The sequence below is a fragment of the Caldimonas hydrothermalis genome (assembly GCF_056746695.1).
In genome coordinates this window covers 96,627-108,511 of record NZ_JBWQXA010000012.1, presented here as the reverse complement: position 1 = coordinate 108,511, position 11,885 = coordinate 96,627, and the positions used below count along the sequence as shown (strand labels likewise).

The 11,885-nt window shown below is 65.5% G+C and carries 13 protein-coding genes and 1 other RNA gene; 11 read left to right on the top strand and 3 right to left on the bottom strand.

Features of this window, described 5'->3' with window-relative positions; translation table 11 throughout:
* Positions 1-202: 202 nt before the first annotated feature.
* The 5 genes from AC1ECW_RS14420 (at position 203) to AC1ECW_RS14400 (ending at position 3,537) form a co-directional block, all read left to right on the top strand.
* On the top strand, positions 203-961 hold the full coding sequence (locus AC1ECW_RS14420; protein WP_409708271.1) for a hypothetical protein: 759 nt from the start codon (positions 203-205) through the stop codon (positions 959-961).
* Between the two features lie 43 nt (positions 962-1,004).
* A complete protein-coding gene (locus tag AC1ECW_RS14415; protein ID WP_409708274.1) occupies positions 1,005-1,352 on the top strand; it encodes a hypothetical protein in 348 nt (115 codons plus the stop codon).
* A complete protein-coding gene (locus tag AC1ECW_RS14410) occupies positions 1,349-1,858 on the top strand; it encodes a hypothetical protein (RefSeq protein WP_481202108.1) in 510 nt (169 codons plus the stop codon). The genes AC1ECW_RS14415 and AC1ECW_RS14410 overlap by 4 nt, the downstream gene beginning before the upstream one ends.
* Positions 1,764-2,462 carry a DUF6708 domain-containing protein gene (locus tag AC1ECW_RS14405; RefSeq protein ID WP_481202107.1) on the top strand — a complete coding sequence of 233 codons (699 nt, stop codon included), beginning with the start codon at positions 1,764-1,766 and terminating at the stop codon, positions 2,460-2,462. Before AC1ECW_RS14410 ends, AC1ECW_RS14405 begins: the two co-directional genes overlap by 95 nt.
* 109 nt (positions 2,463-2,571) lie before the next feature.
* Positions 2,572-3,537, top strand: a complete 966-nt coding sequence (locus AC1ECW_RS14400) for a DUF6708 domain-containing protein (RefSeq protein ID WP_481202106.1) — start codon at positions 2,572-2,574, stop codon at positions 3,535-3,537.
* 239 nt (positions 3,538-3,776) lie between these two features.
* Here the strand turns inward: AC1ECW_RS14400 and ffs are convergent.
* Positions 3,777-3,874, bottom strand: an RNA gene (gene ffs / locus AC1ECW_RS14395) — signal recognition particle sRNA small type.
* A gap of 78 nt (positions 3,875-3,952) precedes the next feature.
* Here ffs and AC1ECW_RS14390 point away from each other — a divergent pair.
* Positions 3,953-4,666, top strand: a complete 714-nt coding sequence (locus AC1ECW_RS14390) for an MgtC/SapB family protein (protein WP_481202105.1) — start codon at positions 3,953-3,955, stop codon at positions 4,664-4,666.
* A 38-nt stretch (positions 4,667-4,704) separates the two neighbouring features.
* Here the strand turns inward: AC1ECW_RS14390 and murI are convergent, their stop codons facing one another.
* Positions 4,705-5,538, bottom strand: a complete 834-nt coding sequence (murI, locus tag AC1ECW_RS14385; RefSeq protein WP_409705314.1) for a glutamate racemase — start codon at positions 5,536-5,538, stop codon at positions 4,705-4,707.
* A 241-nt stretch (positions 5,539-5,779) separates the two neighbouring features.
* Here murI and AC1ECW_RS14380 point away from each other — a divergent pair, with 241 nt between their 5' ends.
* The 4 genes from AC1ECW_RS14380 to AC1ECW_RS14365 all read left to right on the top strand — a co-directional run bounded on the left by AC1ECW_RS14380 (position 5,780) and on the right by AC1ECW_RS14365 (position 10,363).
* Entirely contained in the window at positions 5,780-6,529 is a 750-nt protein-coding gene (locus AC1ECW_RS14380; RefSeq protein ID WP_409705316.1) for an electron transfer flavoprotein subunit beta/FixA family protein, read from the top strand.
* Between the two features lie 11 nt (positions 6,530-6,540).
* The gene (locus AC1ECW_RS14375) at positions 6,541-7,473 is read left to right on the top strand and encodes an electron transfer flavoprotein subunit alpha/FixB family protein (RefSeq protein ID WP_409705319.1); all 933 of its coding nucleotides are present in this window, start codon (positions 6,541-6,543) and stop codon (positions 7,471-7,473) included.
* A 127-nt stretch (positions 7,474-7,600) separates the two neighbouring features.
* A complete protein-coding gene (locus AC1ECW_RS14370; RefSeq protein ID WP_409705322.1) occupies positions 7,601-9,391 on the top strand; it encodes an acyl-CoA dehydrogenase in 1,791 nt (596 codons plus the stop codon).
* A gap of 15 nt (positions 9,392-9,406) precedes the next feature.
* A complete protein-coding gene (locus tag AC1ECW_RS14365; RefSeq protein ID WP_409705325.1) occupies positions 9,407-10,363 on the top strand; it encodes an NAD(P)H-dependent flavin oxidoreductase in 957 nt (318 codons plus the stop codon).
* 140 nt (positions 10,364-10,503) lie between these two features.
* Here AC1ECW_RS14365 and AC1ECW_RS14360 read toward each other — a convergent pair whose 3' ends face one another.
* Complete coding sequence (locus AC1ECW_RS14360; RefSeq protein ID WP_409705328.1) at positions 10,504-10,650, bottom strand: hypothetical protein; 147 nt, start codon at positions 10,648-10,650, stop codon at positions 10,504-10,506.
* A 134-nt stretch (positions 10,651-10,784) separates the two neighbouring features.
* On the opposite strand from AC1ECW_RS14360, the gene AC1ECW_RS14355 reads away from it, so the two are divergent.
* Positions 10,785-11,885, top strand: coding sequence for a PA0069 family radical SAM protein (locus tag AC1ECW_RS14355; RefSeq protein ID WP_481202104.1), 1,101 nt, complete (start codon positions 10,785-10,787; stop codon positions 11,883-11,885).

Sequence of the window (11,885 nt, the reverse complement as noted above, 5' to 3'; positions counted from 1 at the left end):
GTGGATGGTGCGGCACACGTTGCTGAAGGAGATGCGGGGATGAGTGCGTCTGCAGGCGGCCAGGGGGCCGCGAATCGGGGCGAAATCGGCCTTCAAACCGACTTCGCGAGCCTGAAAACGCCGCCTTCCGAAATCGAGTGCATCAACTCACGCTACGGCGGGTGTTGTGCAGACCTTCCTTAGTTCACGGTGGAGGTCCGTGATGACGGCAGTATCGAACCCGCGCGCGGGCATGCGGGCCGCCGCATGGCTTTGGATGCTCTCTAGTTTGTTACCGGCTGGGGTTTTGCTGCTTGCCAGCAGTGAATGGGGAGCACTCGCCGTTATGCCGTCCGATGCACTCATTTTTGGAGGGGGGCTGGCTCTTGCGTGTCTGATTGCCAGCTTCTTTGCGCCAGCGAGCCTGGATAGGCTCCTTATTAGCCGCATCCTGATGGGTATTGGGCTTAGCCCATTGTTGTTCATGACCGCAGGCGCTGGGTTTGCGTTCTTGCTGGCCCCGGATATATCGCTTCAGAGTAAATCACTGATTCTCGCGATTTTTTTCGGAGCGGCAGTACTTTGGTGCGCCACGGCCATGTCTTCGCTCAAGCGGCGTGTTGAGGAGATGCGCTTTTTCGAACGGGAGTTCGTGATTCATGCGACAAAGATTGTCCTGCGCCACCCTGTAAAAACAGACTTGGATGCGCCGCGCGTTCGTGACACGACCCTGGCAAGCAAGATTTGTCACCGGATCGGCCCCTACCTTCTGATGGGCATTCCGATGGCCTATCCGATGCAACGCCTATTGGTCGACACGAGTGGTATGTCAGCGGTGCTACTTCTTGTCGCAGTCCTAACGTTGCCTTTGACAATCTATATGCTTGGCCGCTTGGCTTGCGGAGCTTACCTTTGGATCTACAAGGTCTGGCAACTGGAACGGGAGCACGGCAAGCCGGTCGTCTTCGATGTAGGGGAGTAATGAGGGGGCGGTTTCGGGCGGAGTCGCTGGTGCGATCGTGGGCATGACTGGCAGTGGAGTGGCTTTTCTGAGCATTCCTGTGTTGCAGTTGCTGCGCGCCGGCTACATGCACCTGGGGCTGAGGGCGGCCACGGGGCTGGGCTTGAGCTTGACGGGCTGGGGCCTGATCCTGGTGGGGCTGAGCCTGGTCGGTGAGGTGCTGGCGGTGGTGCTGACTCCCAGTGAGCAGCAGGCGTTTTTGAGGCGCACGTACTTCGGGATCGGGCCCAACAAGTTCAAGACGCTGGAGGAGGAACTGCAAGCCCTGGAAGCGCTGGGCCGCCAGAGCGGCGTGCCCGAAGCGCCCGGGGTGCAGCCGGCATCGATCCCCGCGGGAGGACCTCGGCCATGAGCGCGGGCGAACGCCGGGTGGTGCTGGAGCCGCTGTACGGGCACGGCCAGCATGTGATGCCCATCTACGCGGCCGGCGAGCGGGTGGCTCTGAGCAGCGCCAGCGTGGACGACGTCAAAAAGCGTGGGGGCAAGAGGCTGCGCCCGGCCCTGGGGGTGTACGACAAGAAGCAAAAGGCGGCCGAGCGGCCCCAGGCCTACGGCTGGATCAAGGCGATCTATGCCGATGCGATCGAGTTCACCGCGATGCGCCAGGAGCTGGAGGGCATGCCCATGATCCAGGCGGCCATCGGGTTGATGGTCGGTGGGGGGGGCAGTGCTGGGAGGGTATTTTGTCATCTTGCCCTTTTTGATTTCTTTGTCCCCCAAGGCTGCCTGGATGGGCTATGTGTCGGCGATAGGGGGACTCGCCATGGCCGCTTTCTCCCTGCTCTATCTTCTGTGGATGGTGGGCACGCCGGTGCGGCTGCTGTGGGGCGGCCCGCGGGATCTGCCGGTGGTCTTTGACCGGCGGCACCGCAAGGTGTACGTGATGCAGCAGGAAGTGGTCCCGGGCCTGTGGGGCCTGCTCAAGCCCTGGCCGGTCAGGGCCTGCGCCTACGAGTGGGACCTGGTGCAGGCCGAGCACCACACCGAAGTGGCGCCCAACCCGGGCACGGGGGTGCGGCGCATCCACCGGCTGGCGTTCACGGTGCGCAAGAGCACGGACGATCCCACGCTGATCGGGCATTTCCAGGTGGCGCTGGGTCTGGCCTTGACCGAGGCCATGGTGGCCCCGCTGTGGGAGCACATCCGCCGCGTCATGGAACAAGGCGGGCCGCACCTGCCGCACCCGGGCGAGCCGCTCGATGGGCGCAGCGACGATAAGCCCAGCTGGTGGCAAGCGGCCGGGCGCACCGGGCCCTTCGGGCCGCGCTATGGCTGGTGGTGGCGGGAGCATCCGGGGATCACGCTTTTTTACCACTTGATCGCTGGTGCCGGGTTGACATTGTTTGTGATGGGCCAGGCCACGGGGCTGTGGCTGGTGGCGCACACCTCGCGGCTGTATGAGTGGCCGCAGGCCGTGCGCCAGGCCATCGGGCAGCCGCTGCGCAAGGGGGTGGGGTGGTAAGAGGAATCGGGCCCAACAAGTTCAAGACGCTGGACGAGGAGCTGCAAGCCCTGGAAGCGCTGGGCCGCGTACGGCGTGGCGCTGGCCACGGCAGTTTGAGGAGCGGTCAATGCCCTTGATCAAGAATGTGATCCATCGTTTCCACGTGAAGCGCCCGCTCACCGCGCGCGAGCGCGAGCTGCGTCTGGACATTCGCAAGCCGGCGGGTGAGGCGCCGCACTACCAGTTGTCGCTGATCCGCCTGAACTCGACCTTTGTTGAGTGCGTGGACAAGTGGTATGAGGAGAGAGGGTTTGGGGCGATGTTCGGGGCGGCTGCCTTTGCCGCTGCTGCTTTTGGTCTGTGGGTCGTTGTTACCAATATCTTCAAGCACTGGCACCCGATTGGCTTGTTCTTTCTTTTCTGGTTCCCAGTGCTCTTAGGTGTCACGGTCTACATCTTCCTGTGTGACGCCTTCACCTACACGCACTACCCGATCCGGTTCAACCGCAAGAACCGTCAGGTGTACGCTTTTCGTCCTGACGGATCGGTGCTCAAGGTGCCGTGGGATCGGGTGTACTGGACGATTCTGGGCCATGCCAACCCGCTGGGCTGGCTCAACGTGGTGGGCCACGTGATGGATGAATCGGGCAAGACGGTTCTTGAGACGTTCGCGTTGAGCGTGAACACCAAGGGCAAAGAAGGCGAAGAAGATCTGCGCAACCACTTCGAGTTCTTCAGGCTGTACATGCAGGAGGGGCCGGGCGTGGCCTTGCAGAGGATCCATCCGGTGCCGCTGATCATGCTGCCGCCCATCGACCGCCAAAAGGAGTCATGGGCCTTCGGTTGGGAGCGCATCACGCTGACCCTGAATGGCTCGCCCTTGCTGCAGGTCCTGGCGCAAGTGTTCTTTTTGCCCGAGAGCCTGTTCCGCTGGATCGTGATGCGCACGAGCAAGATCCCGCAGTGGCCGCAGTGGGTGGAAGACGAATGCCGCATCGAGCCAGACGATCCGTGGCGGCGGGAGCCGGGGTATCGGGATGAAGCGGCCATTGCGGCCGCGAAGGCGATCGCACGGGCGCGGCGCAGTGGCTGAAGACTGGGGCAGCGCGGCGCATCGAGTCGGGCATGCGCCACGAACGGCCCGAAGCCCGCGCCCGGCTTGCTTTGGCCACGCTGGCCATTGCTGGCTTTGCCGCAGAAAGCTTGGTGCAGGCGACGGCGGCCGCCATGGTGATGGCGATCAGCGCCAGGGCGGGATCGGCCGATCAGCCCAGGCTGCATGCCGTGGGTTCAGGCCCGGCAGACAGAAGATGCCCTCAGCCGGCAAGACGGGGTGACGAGCCTTAACCCCGGCACTGTTCGCGATGGTTAGGGCTGCTTCGTTCCCGACCTGACCCGGTTGGCCATGCTCCCATGCGGGGAGGCCCGTCGCTGGGTATTGTAGGTCATGCCCGCGGGGCCGGCCCGATGGCTGGACAGAAGGGGTGTCCCCTGGGCATGATTTGCACATGCCTGACCTGCTGGCCCAAGTGCCCTTCGTCTATCGAGAGATCAGCATGCATCTGCTGGGCGCCGTTCTGGCAGGGGGGCTCATCGGTCTGGAGCGCAGCTACCACGGGCGCCCGGCGGGTTTCCGCACCCACACCTTGGTGTGCCTGGCCTCCAGCCTCTTGATGCTGGTCACCGTCTATCACGCCGAGTGGTTCGCCGGCCCCGGGGCCACGCGGGCCCAGATCGACCCGACACGCATGGCCCAGGGGATCATGACGGGCATCGGTTTCCTGGGAGCGGGGGTGATCTTCAAGGAGGGGCTGTCGGTGCGTGGGCTCACCACGGCGGCGTCGATCTGGGTGACGGCCGCGGTGGGCATTCTGATCGGCGTGGGTTTTTTCTTCGCTGCCGCGTTGGCAACGGTCATCACCCTTGGCGTGCTGGCGGTGTTCCGCTTGATCGAAGGCCGCATGCCCACGCGGCAGCACGCCCATTTCAGTGTGTGTTTCGAGCGAGGTCAGGTGATGCCGGAAGACGAGCTGCGCCATTTGCTCGAAGTGCATGGCTTTTCGATCGCGAACCTCACGTACCGGCTCGAGGCCGAAGGCACGGTCTTCGAGTACCGCATGGTCGTGCGCACCCAGGCCGGCGAACGTCTGTCACGCCTGGCGTCCACGCTGACGGCGCTGCCCACGGTGCGGGAGTTTCGCCTCTCGCCTGCCGGCGATTGAGATCCTGCATGGAGCCTGTGTAGGTTGGGCGGGGCCGATCATGCGGGCAATGGTTCGGGCACGGGCCAGTCCAGCGCGGGTAAGTGGCGCCGGGCAAAGCGGTGCAAGACTTCACCGGCACCGCTGGCGTAGGCCCTCACCGCAGAGAGCGCGACGCTGCGGTTCCATCCCCGCAGCCCGGCCAGCACCCGTGCAGCCTGGGCGGCCACGGACGAGGCCGTGTCGATGAGCGTGACTTGGGGGCCGAGCGCCTGATGAATCGCGGGTGCGACCCAGGGGTAGTGCGTGCACCCCAGCACGACGGTGTCTGCACCGTGGTCGCGCAGCGGGGCGACGCATCGATGGACCAGCGTGTGCAAGGCAGGATGGTGGAGATCGACGGTTTCGATGGCCTGTGCCAGACCGGGGCAGGGCACGCACAGGACGCTGCATGAGCCTTGCCAGCGCTTCAGCAGGCGCTCGAAGCGCGGGCTTCGCAGCGTGGCCTCGGTGGCCATCACACCCACGCGGCCGCTGGGGCTGCGGAACAACGCAGGCTTGAGGCCGGGTTCGACGCCGATGAAGGGCAGGCCAGGGTGCTCGCGCCGCAAAGCGTCGATGGCCACGGCGGTGGCGGTGTTGCAGGCCACCACCACCATGTCGGCCCCCTGGGCGCGTAGGAAGGCGGTGATCCGGCGGCAGCGTTCCATCACGTAGGCCTCGTCACGTTCACCATAAGGTGCGTGACCGCTGTCGGCCACATAGACCCAGTGCACTCCGGTGATGGCTTGGCACAGGGCCTGCAGCACCGACAGTCCGCCCAACCCGGAGTCGAACACGCCGATGCAGGGAGGTCTCGAGGCGGGGCCGGCGGTGCGAGGAGGCAGGGTCATGGGTGTCATCAGCCAAGGCATCGCAGTGTAGGACCTGGAGACCCGACTCTAGGCTGGGTCACTGGACGGCCCTGGGGGGCGATCCGCTAGAATGCACAAAATCGAACGATCGTTCTATTTTGTGCAGATCGCGACGCTAAGGGTTAACCCGGGTTCGCTTGTCGCCAGGACAACAGTCTGGCTGTGCACTGCACCATAGAATGGGATGTTACGTTTACGTCAATCCGAAGGAGAGCGTCGCATGAAGGCATTGGTCGCAGTCAAGCGCGTCGTGGACTACAACGTCAAGGTACGTGTGAAGTCCGACGGCACGGGGGTGGACATCGCCAACGTCAAGATGAGCATGAACCCCTTTGACGAGATTGCGGTGGAGGAAGCCACCCGTCTGAAGGAGAAGGGGGTGGTCAGTGAGATCGTGGCGGTTTCCTGCGGCGTGGCGCAATGCCAGGAGACGCTGCGCACGGCGATGGCCATCGGGGCCGATCGGGCCATCCTCGTCGAGACCGATGCCGAGTTGCAGCCGCTGGCCGTGGCCAAGTTGCTCAAGGCCGTGGTCGACAAGGAACAGCCTCAGCTCATCATCATGGGCAAGCAGGCCATCGACGACGACTGCAACCAGACCGGCCAGATGCTGGCGGCGCTGCTCGACCGCCCCCAGGGCACCTTTGCCAGCAAGGTGGAGGTGGCCGATGGCGCGGTGGTCGTCACTCGTGAGGTCGATGGCGGTCTGGAGACCATCAAGCTGCAACTGCCGGCCGTCGTCACCACCGATTTGCGCCTGAACGAGCCGCGCTACGTGACGCTGCCCAACATCATGAAGGCCAAGAAGAAGCCCCTGGAGGTGCTCAAGCCGGCCGACCTCGGGGTGGATGTGGCCCCGCGGCTGAAGACCCTGAAGGTGGCCGAACCTCCCAAGCGGGGCGCGGGCGTCAAGGTGCCCGACGTGGCCACGCTGGTCAGCAAGCTCAAGAACGAAGCCAAGGTCATCTGAGGAGCCCCGTCATGTCCATTCTTGTCATTGCAGAACACGAGCACGGCACCCTCAAGGGGGCCACGTTCAACACCGTGACGGCTGCGTTGGCCTGCGGGTCGGACGTGCATGTGCTGGTGGCCGGTCACAACGTGGGCGAGGCCGCCCGGCAGGCCGCCCAGATCCCCGGGGTGGCCAAGGTGCTGCACGCCGATGCTCCCCAGCTCGAAGAGCAACTGGCCGAGAACATCGCCGCCCAGGTGCTGGCCGTGGCCGGCGGGTACAGCCATATCCTCTTCCCGGCAACCGCCCACGGCAAGAACGCTGCCCCGAGGGTGGCGGCCAAGCTCGATGTGGCGCAGATCTCCGACATCGTCAAGGTGGTGGCGCCGGATACCTTCGAGCGCCCGATCTACGCCGGCAACGCGATTGCCACCGTGCAAAGCGCCGACGCGGTCAAGGTCATCACCGTGCGCACCACCGGCTTCGATGCAGCGCCGGCCAGCGGGGGCAACGCGGCCGTGCAGAGCATCGCGGCAGTGGCCGATGCCGGTTTGTCCAGCTTCGTGGGCCGCGAGGTCACCAAGAGCGATCGGCCCGAGCTGACGGCGGCCAAGATCATCGTCTCGGGTGGGCGGGCGCTGGGCTCCAGCGAGAAGTTCAACGAGGTGCTCACCCCGCTGGCCGACAAGCTCGGGGCGGCGTTGGGCGCCAGCCGCGCGGCGGTGGATGCGGGCTATGCACCCAACGACTGGCAGGTGGGCCAGACGGGCAAGATCGTGGCGCCGCAGCTGTACATCGCGGCTGGCATCAGCGGGGCCATTCAGCACCTGGCGGGCATGAAGGACTCCAAGGTGATCGTGGCGATCAACAAGGACCCCGAGGCCCCGATCTTCGCCGTAGCCGACTATGGCCTGGAGGCCGACCTCTTCGAGGCCGTGCCGGAGTTGGTCAAGAGCCTGTGAAGCCGATACAGGGCCGTGACGCCGTCGTGTCGCGGCCCGCGGGACCCGTGCGCCCCCTGCACAGGCCACGGGTCTTTTTTCCGCCTGGTGCACAAGTTGTCCGTTGAGTGACAAGCGAGGAGATGCCGTGAGTTACCGTGCCCCCGTGAAGGACATGCTGTTTTGCATGAAGGAACTGGCCGGTCTGGCCGAGGTGGCGAAGCTGCCTGGTTTCGAGGACGCCGGCGTGGAGACTGCCCAGGCCGTCCTGGAGGAATGCGCCAGGTTCAACGAGGGGGTGGTGGCGCCGCTCAATGTGGAAGGCGACCGCAATCCGAGCGCTTGGAAGGACGGCCAAGTCACCACGACGCCGGGCTTCAAGGAGGCCTTCCGTCAGTTTGCCGAGGGCGGCTGGCAGGGCCTGCAGCATCCCACCGATTTTGGCGGCCAGGGCTTGCCCAAGACCATCGGCGCGGCCTGCATCGAGATGATCAATAGCGCGAACCTGAGCTTCGCGCTGTGCCCGCTGCTGACCGATGGCGCCATCGAGGCGCTGCTGACGGCCGGCTCACCCGAGCAGCAGCGCACCTACATCCCCAAAATGATCTCGGGGCAGTGGACGGGCACGATGAACCTCACCGAGCCTCAGGCGGGATCGGATCTGGCCCTGGTGCGCACGCGTGCCGAGCCTCAGCCGGACGGCACTTACAAGCTCTTTGGCACCAAGATCTTCATCACCTACGGTGAGCACGACATGGCTGAGAACATCGTCCACCTCGTGCTGGCCCGCGTGAGCGGTGCGCCCGAAGGGGTGAAAGGCATCTCGCTGTTCATCGTGCCGAAGTTCCTGGTCAAGCCCGACGGCACGCTCGGCGAACGCAATGACGTGCACTGCGTGAGCATCGAGCACAAGCTGGGCATCAAGGCCAGCCCGACGGCGGTGCTGCAGTTTGGCGACCATGGCGGGGCCGTGGGCTACCTGGTGGGGCAGGAGAACCGCGGCCTGGAGTACATGTTCATCATGATGAATGCAGCCCGCTATGCCGTGGGTGTGCAGGGCATCGCGGTGGCCGAGCGGGCCTATCAGCAGGCCGTGGCCTATGCAAAGGAGCGCATCCAGTCCCGCCCGGTGGATGGCTCCAAGCCGGGCAGCGCGCCCATCATCCACCATCCGGACGTGCGTCGGATGCTGATGACGATGCGGGCGTACACCGAGGGTTGCCGCGCGATGGCCATCACGGCCGCAGCCGCCTACGACGCTGCTCACGCGCACCCGGATGCGGACGTGCGCAAACAGAACCAGGCTTTCTATGAGTTCATGGTGCCGCTGGTCAAGGGCTACAGCACCGAGATGAGCCTGGAGGTGACCAGCCTGGGGGTGCAGGTGCACGGCGGCATGGGATTCATCGAAGAAACCGGCGCGGCCCAGCACTACCGCGACTCGCGCATCCTGCCCATCTATGAAGGGACCACGGCGATCCAGGCCAACGATCTCGTGGGCCGTAAGACGGCCCGTGATGGCGGCCAGGTGGCCAAGGCGATCGCAGGGCAGATCGAGGCCACCGAGACCGCACTGGCTCGCCGCGACAGTGTGGCCGCCCGCGCGGTGCTCAAGCGTCTGAAAGCTGCCCGTGAAGCCTTCGTGCAGGTGGTGGACTTCATCGTCAGCCAGGCCAAGGCGAGTCCGAACGCTGCTTTCGCCGGCAGCGTGCCCTATCTGATGCTCGCGGGCAACGTGGTGGCCGGCTGGCAGCTCGCGCGTGCGCTGATGGTGGCCGAGGACCGGCTGGCCGCCGGTGAGGACACCGCCTTCATGCAGGCGAAGATCGCCACCGTGCGCTTTTATGCCGAGCACATCCTGGCCAAGGCGCCGGCCGTGCGCGACGCAATCGTCGACGGCGCCGACAGCGTGATGGGCCTGGACATCGAGGCTTTTTGAGTCGAGGAGCATCCCGTGCCACTGCCCACCGTTCTTCAGAACCTGCCGCTGCCGGTCATCGGCTCGCCGCTGTTCATCATCAGCAATCCCCGTCTCGTGATCGAGCAGTGCAAGGCCGGCATCGTCGGCTCGATGCCGGCGCTCAATGCGCGCCCGGCTTCTCAGCTCGACGAATGGCTGGCCGAGATCACCGAGACACTGGCAGCCCACGATCGCCAGCATCCGGACCGTCCTGCCGCTCCCTTTGCGATCAACCAGATCGTGCACAAGAGCAACGACCGACTCGAGCACGACATGGCGCTGTGCGAGAAGTACAAGGTGCCCATCATCATCACTTCGCTGGGGGCGCGCACGGACGTGAATGATGCCGTGCACCGCTGGGGCGGGATCGTGCTGCACGACATCATCAACAACACCTTCGCGCACAAGGCCATCGACAAGGGGGCCGACGGGCTGATTGCCGTGGCCGCCGGGGCCGGAGGTCATGCAGGCACCACCAGCCCCTTCGCGCTGGTGCAGGAGATCCGCGAGTGGTTCGACGGCCCGCTGGCCCTCTCTGGAGCGATTGCCAATGGCCGTGCCATTCTGGCCGCACGCGCGATGGGGGCGGACTTCGCCTACATCGGCTCGGCCTTCATCGCCACCGAGGAGGCGAGGGCGGTGGACGACTACAAGCGCATGATCACCGAGAGCACCAGCCAGGACATCGTCTATTCGAGCCTTTTCACCGGGGTTCACGGGAACTATCTGCGCGGTTCCATCGTGCGTGCCGGCCTCGACCCCGACGCCTTGCCTGAGAGCGACCCGAGCAAGATGAATTTCGGTGGCGAGGGGGCGAAGAAGGCCTGGAAGGACATCTGGGGTGCCGGGCAGGGCGTGGGTGCCATCAAGGAGGTGGTGCCCGCGCGCGTCTTCATCGAGCGTCTGCGCAGCGAGTACCTGGCCGCCAAGGCCCAGTTGTGTGCTGCCTGAGAGCAGCGCCCCGGGGCCTCGCGGAGGTCAGCCGCATGCCTGTCGAATCCGACCGGCATGCGCACGGCCAAGCCGAACGGGGAGCCGGCGTTGGCTCGGGATGACGAGGTTCAGGGGGCGCTGCCGTTGCGCCAACGGCGTCAGGTGCCCCCGCGCCGGCGGTCGGCCTGCACCTCGGTGGCGATCTTCCGGTGGAGCCGGGCGGCCTGGGCGCTCAGTCGGGTCAGCGCCTCGTCCAGGGCGTTGAGCGCCGCATCATGTTGGCCCCCATCGTCGAGTCCTTCCACAAGGCCGTGGTCGAGGTGGCCCGCCGCATCGGGTTGTCATTGGACGGAAGGCCGAGTCCGACCCGAGGGAGGGTTTGACAGCGGGGTGGCGATCCATTACTGTACGTATATACAGTCTCTGGGTCGCGGATTCCATGGCTAATCCCCCTTCCCACCCTTTGGTTTTCAAGGGCCGTGGCACGGGTTGGCGGCTGGCCCATCGTTTCGAAAGCAGCGAGCGCGAATGGTTTGACGATGGATGGGACTCGCTGGCGCAGGCGGACTCGGCGTCCGATGGGGCGGCCCCGGCGCCGCGCACCGAGGTGAGCGAAGAGCGCGTGCGCTCCCTGCTCAGCCCGAACGACTCGCCCGACATTCCCTTCGAGTGGTCGATCAACCCCTACCGGGGGTGCGAGCATGGCTGCATCTACTGCTACGCGCGGCCCACGCACAGCTACCTGAATCTGTCGCCCGGGCTGGACTTCGAAACGAAGCTGGTGGCGAAGGTCAATGCAGCCGAGGTGCTGGCACGGGAACTGGCGCGGCCTGCTTACCGGGTGAGCCCGATCAACATCGGCTCGGCCACCGATGCCTACCAGCCCATCGAGCGCCGCCTGGGGCTCACGCGCTCGGTGCTGGAGGTGCTGCATCGCTGCCGACACCCGTACACCATCGTCACCAAGTCCTCGGGCGTGGAGCGTGACCTCGACCTGATCGCCGCCGATGCTGCCGAAGGCCGGGCGATGGTTTTCGTGAGCGTGACGACGATGGACGCTGCACTGTGCCGCCGCCTCGAGCCGCGCGCGGCGGCACCGCATCGGCGCTTGCAGACAGTGCGGACGCTGGCCCGCGCCGGCGTGCCGGTGGGTGTGAATGTGGCGCCGATCATTCCCTTCCTGAACGAGCCCGAGATCGAGCGGCTGATCGATGCAGCGGCCGACGCGGGGGCTGCATCGATCCATTACACGGTCTTGCGTCTGCCCTGGGAGGTGAACCCGCTGTTCCAGCAGTGGCTGCAAGCGCATGTGCCCGGGCGCGCCGGGCGCATCATGGCGAGGGTGCGTGATCTGCGTGGCGGGAGGGACTACCGCGCCGAGTTCGGTTCGCGCATGAAGGGGGAGGGGCTGTGGGCGCAGCTCATTGCTCAGCGCGTCGACAAGGCCTGTGCCCGCGCCGGGGTGGCGCGGCGTGCACCGCTCCTGGACACGACGGCCTTCCAGCCCCCGGGTGACGAACGCCAGGCCGAGCTGTTTTGA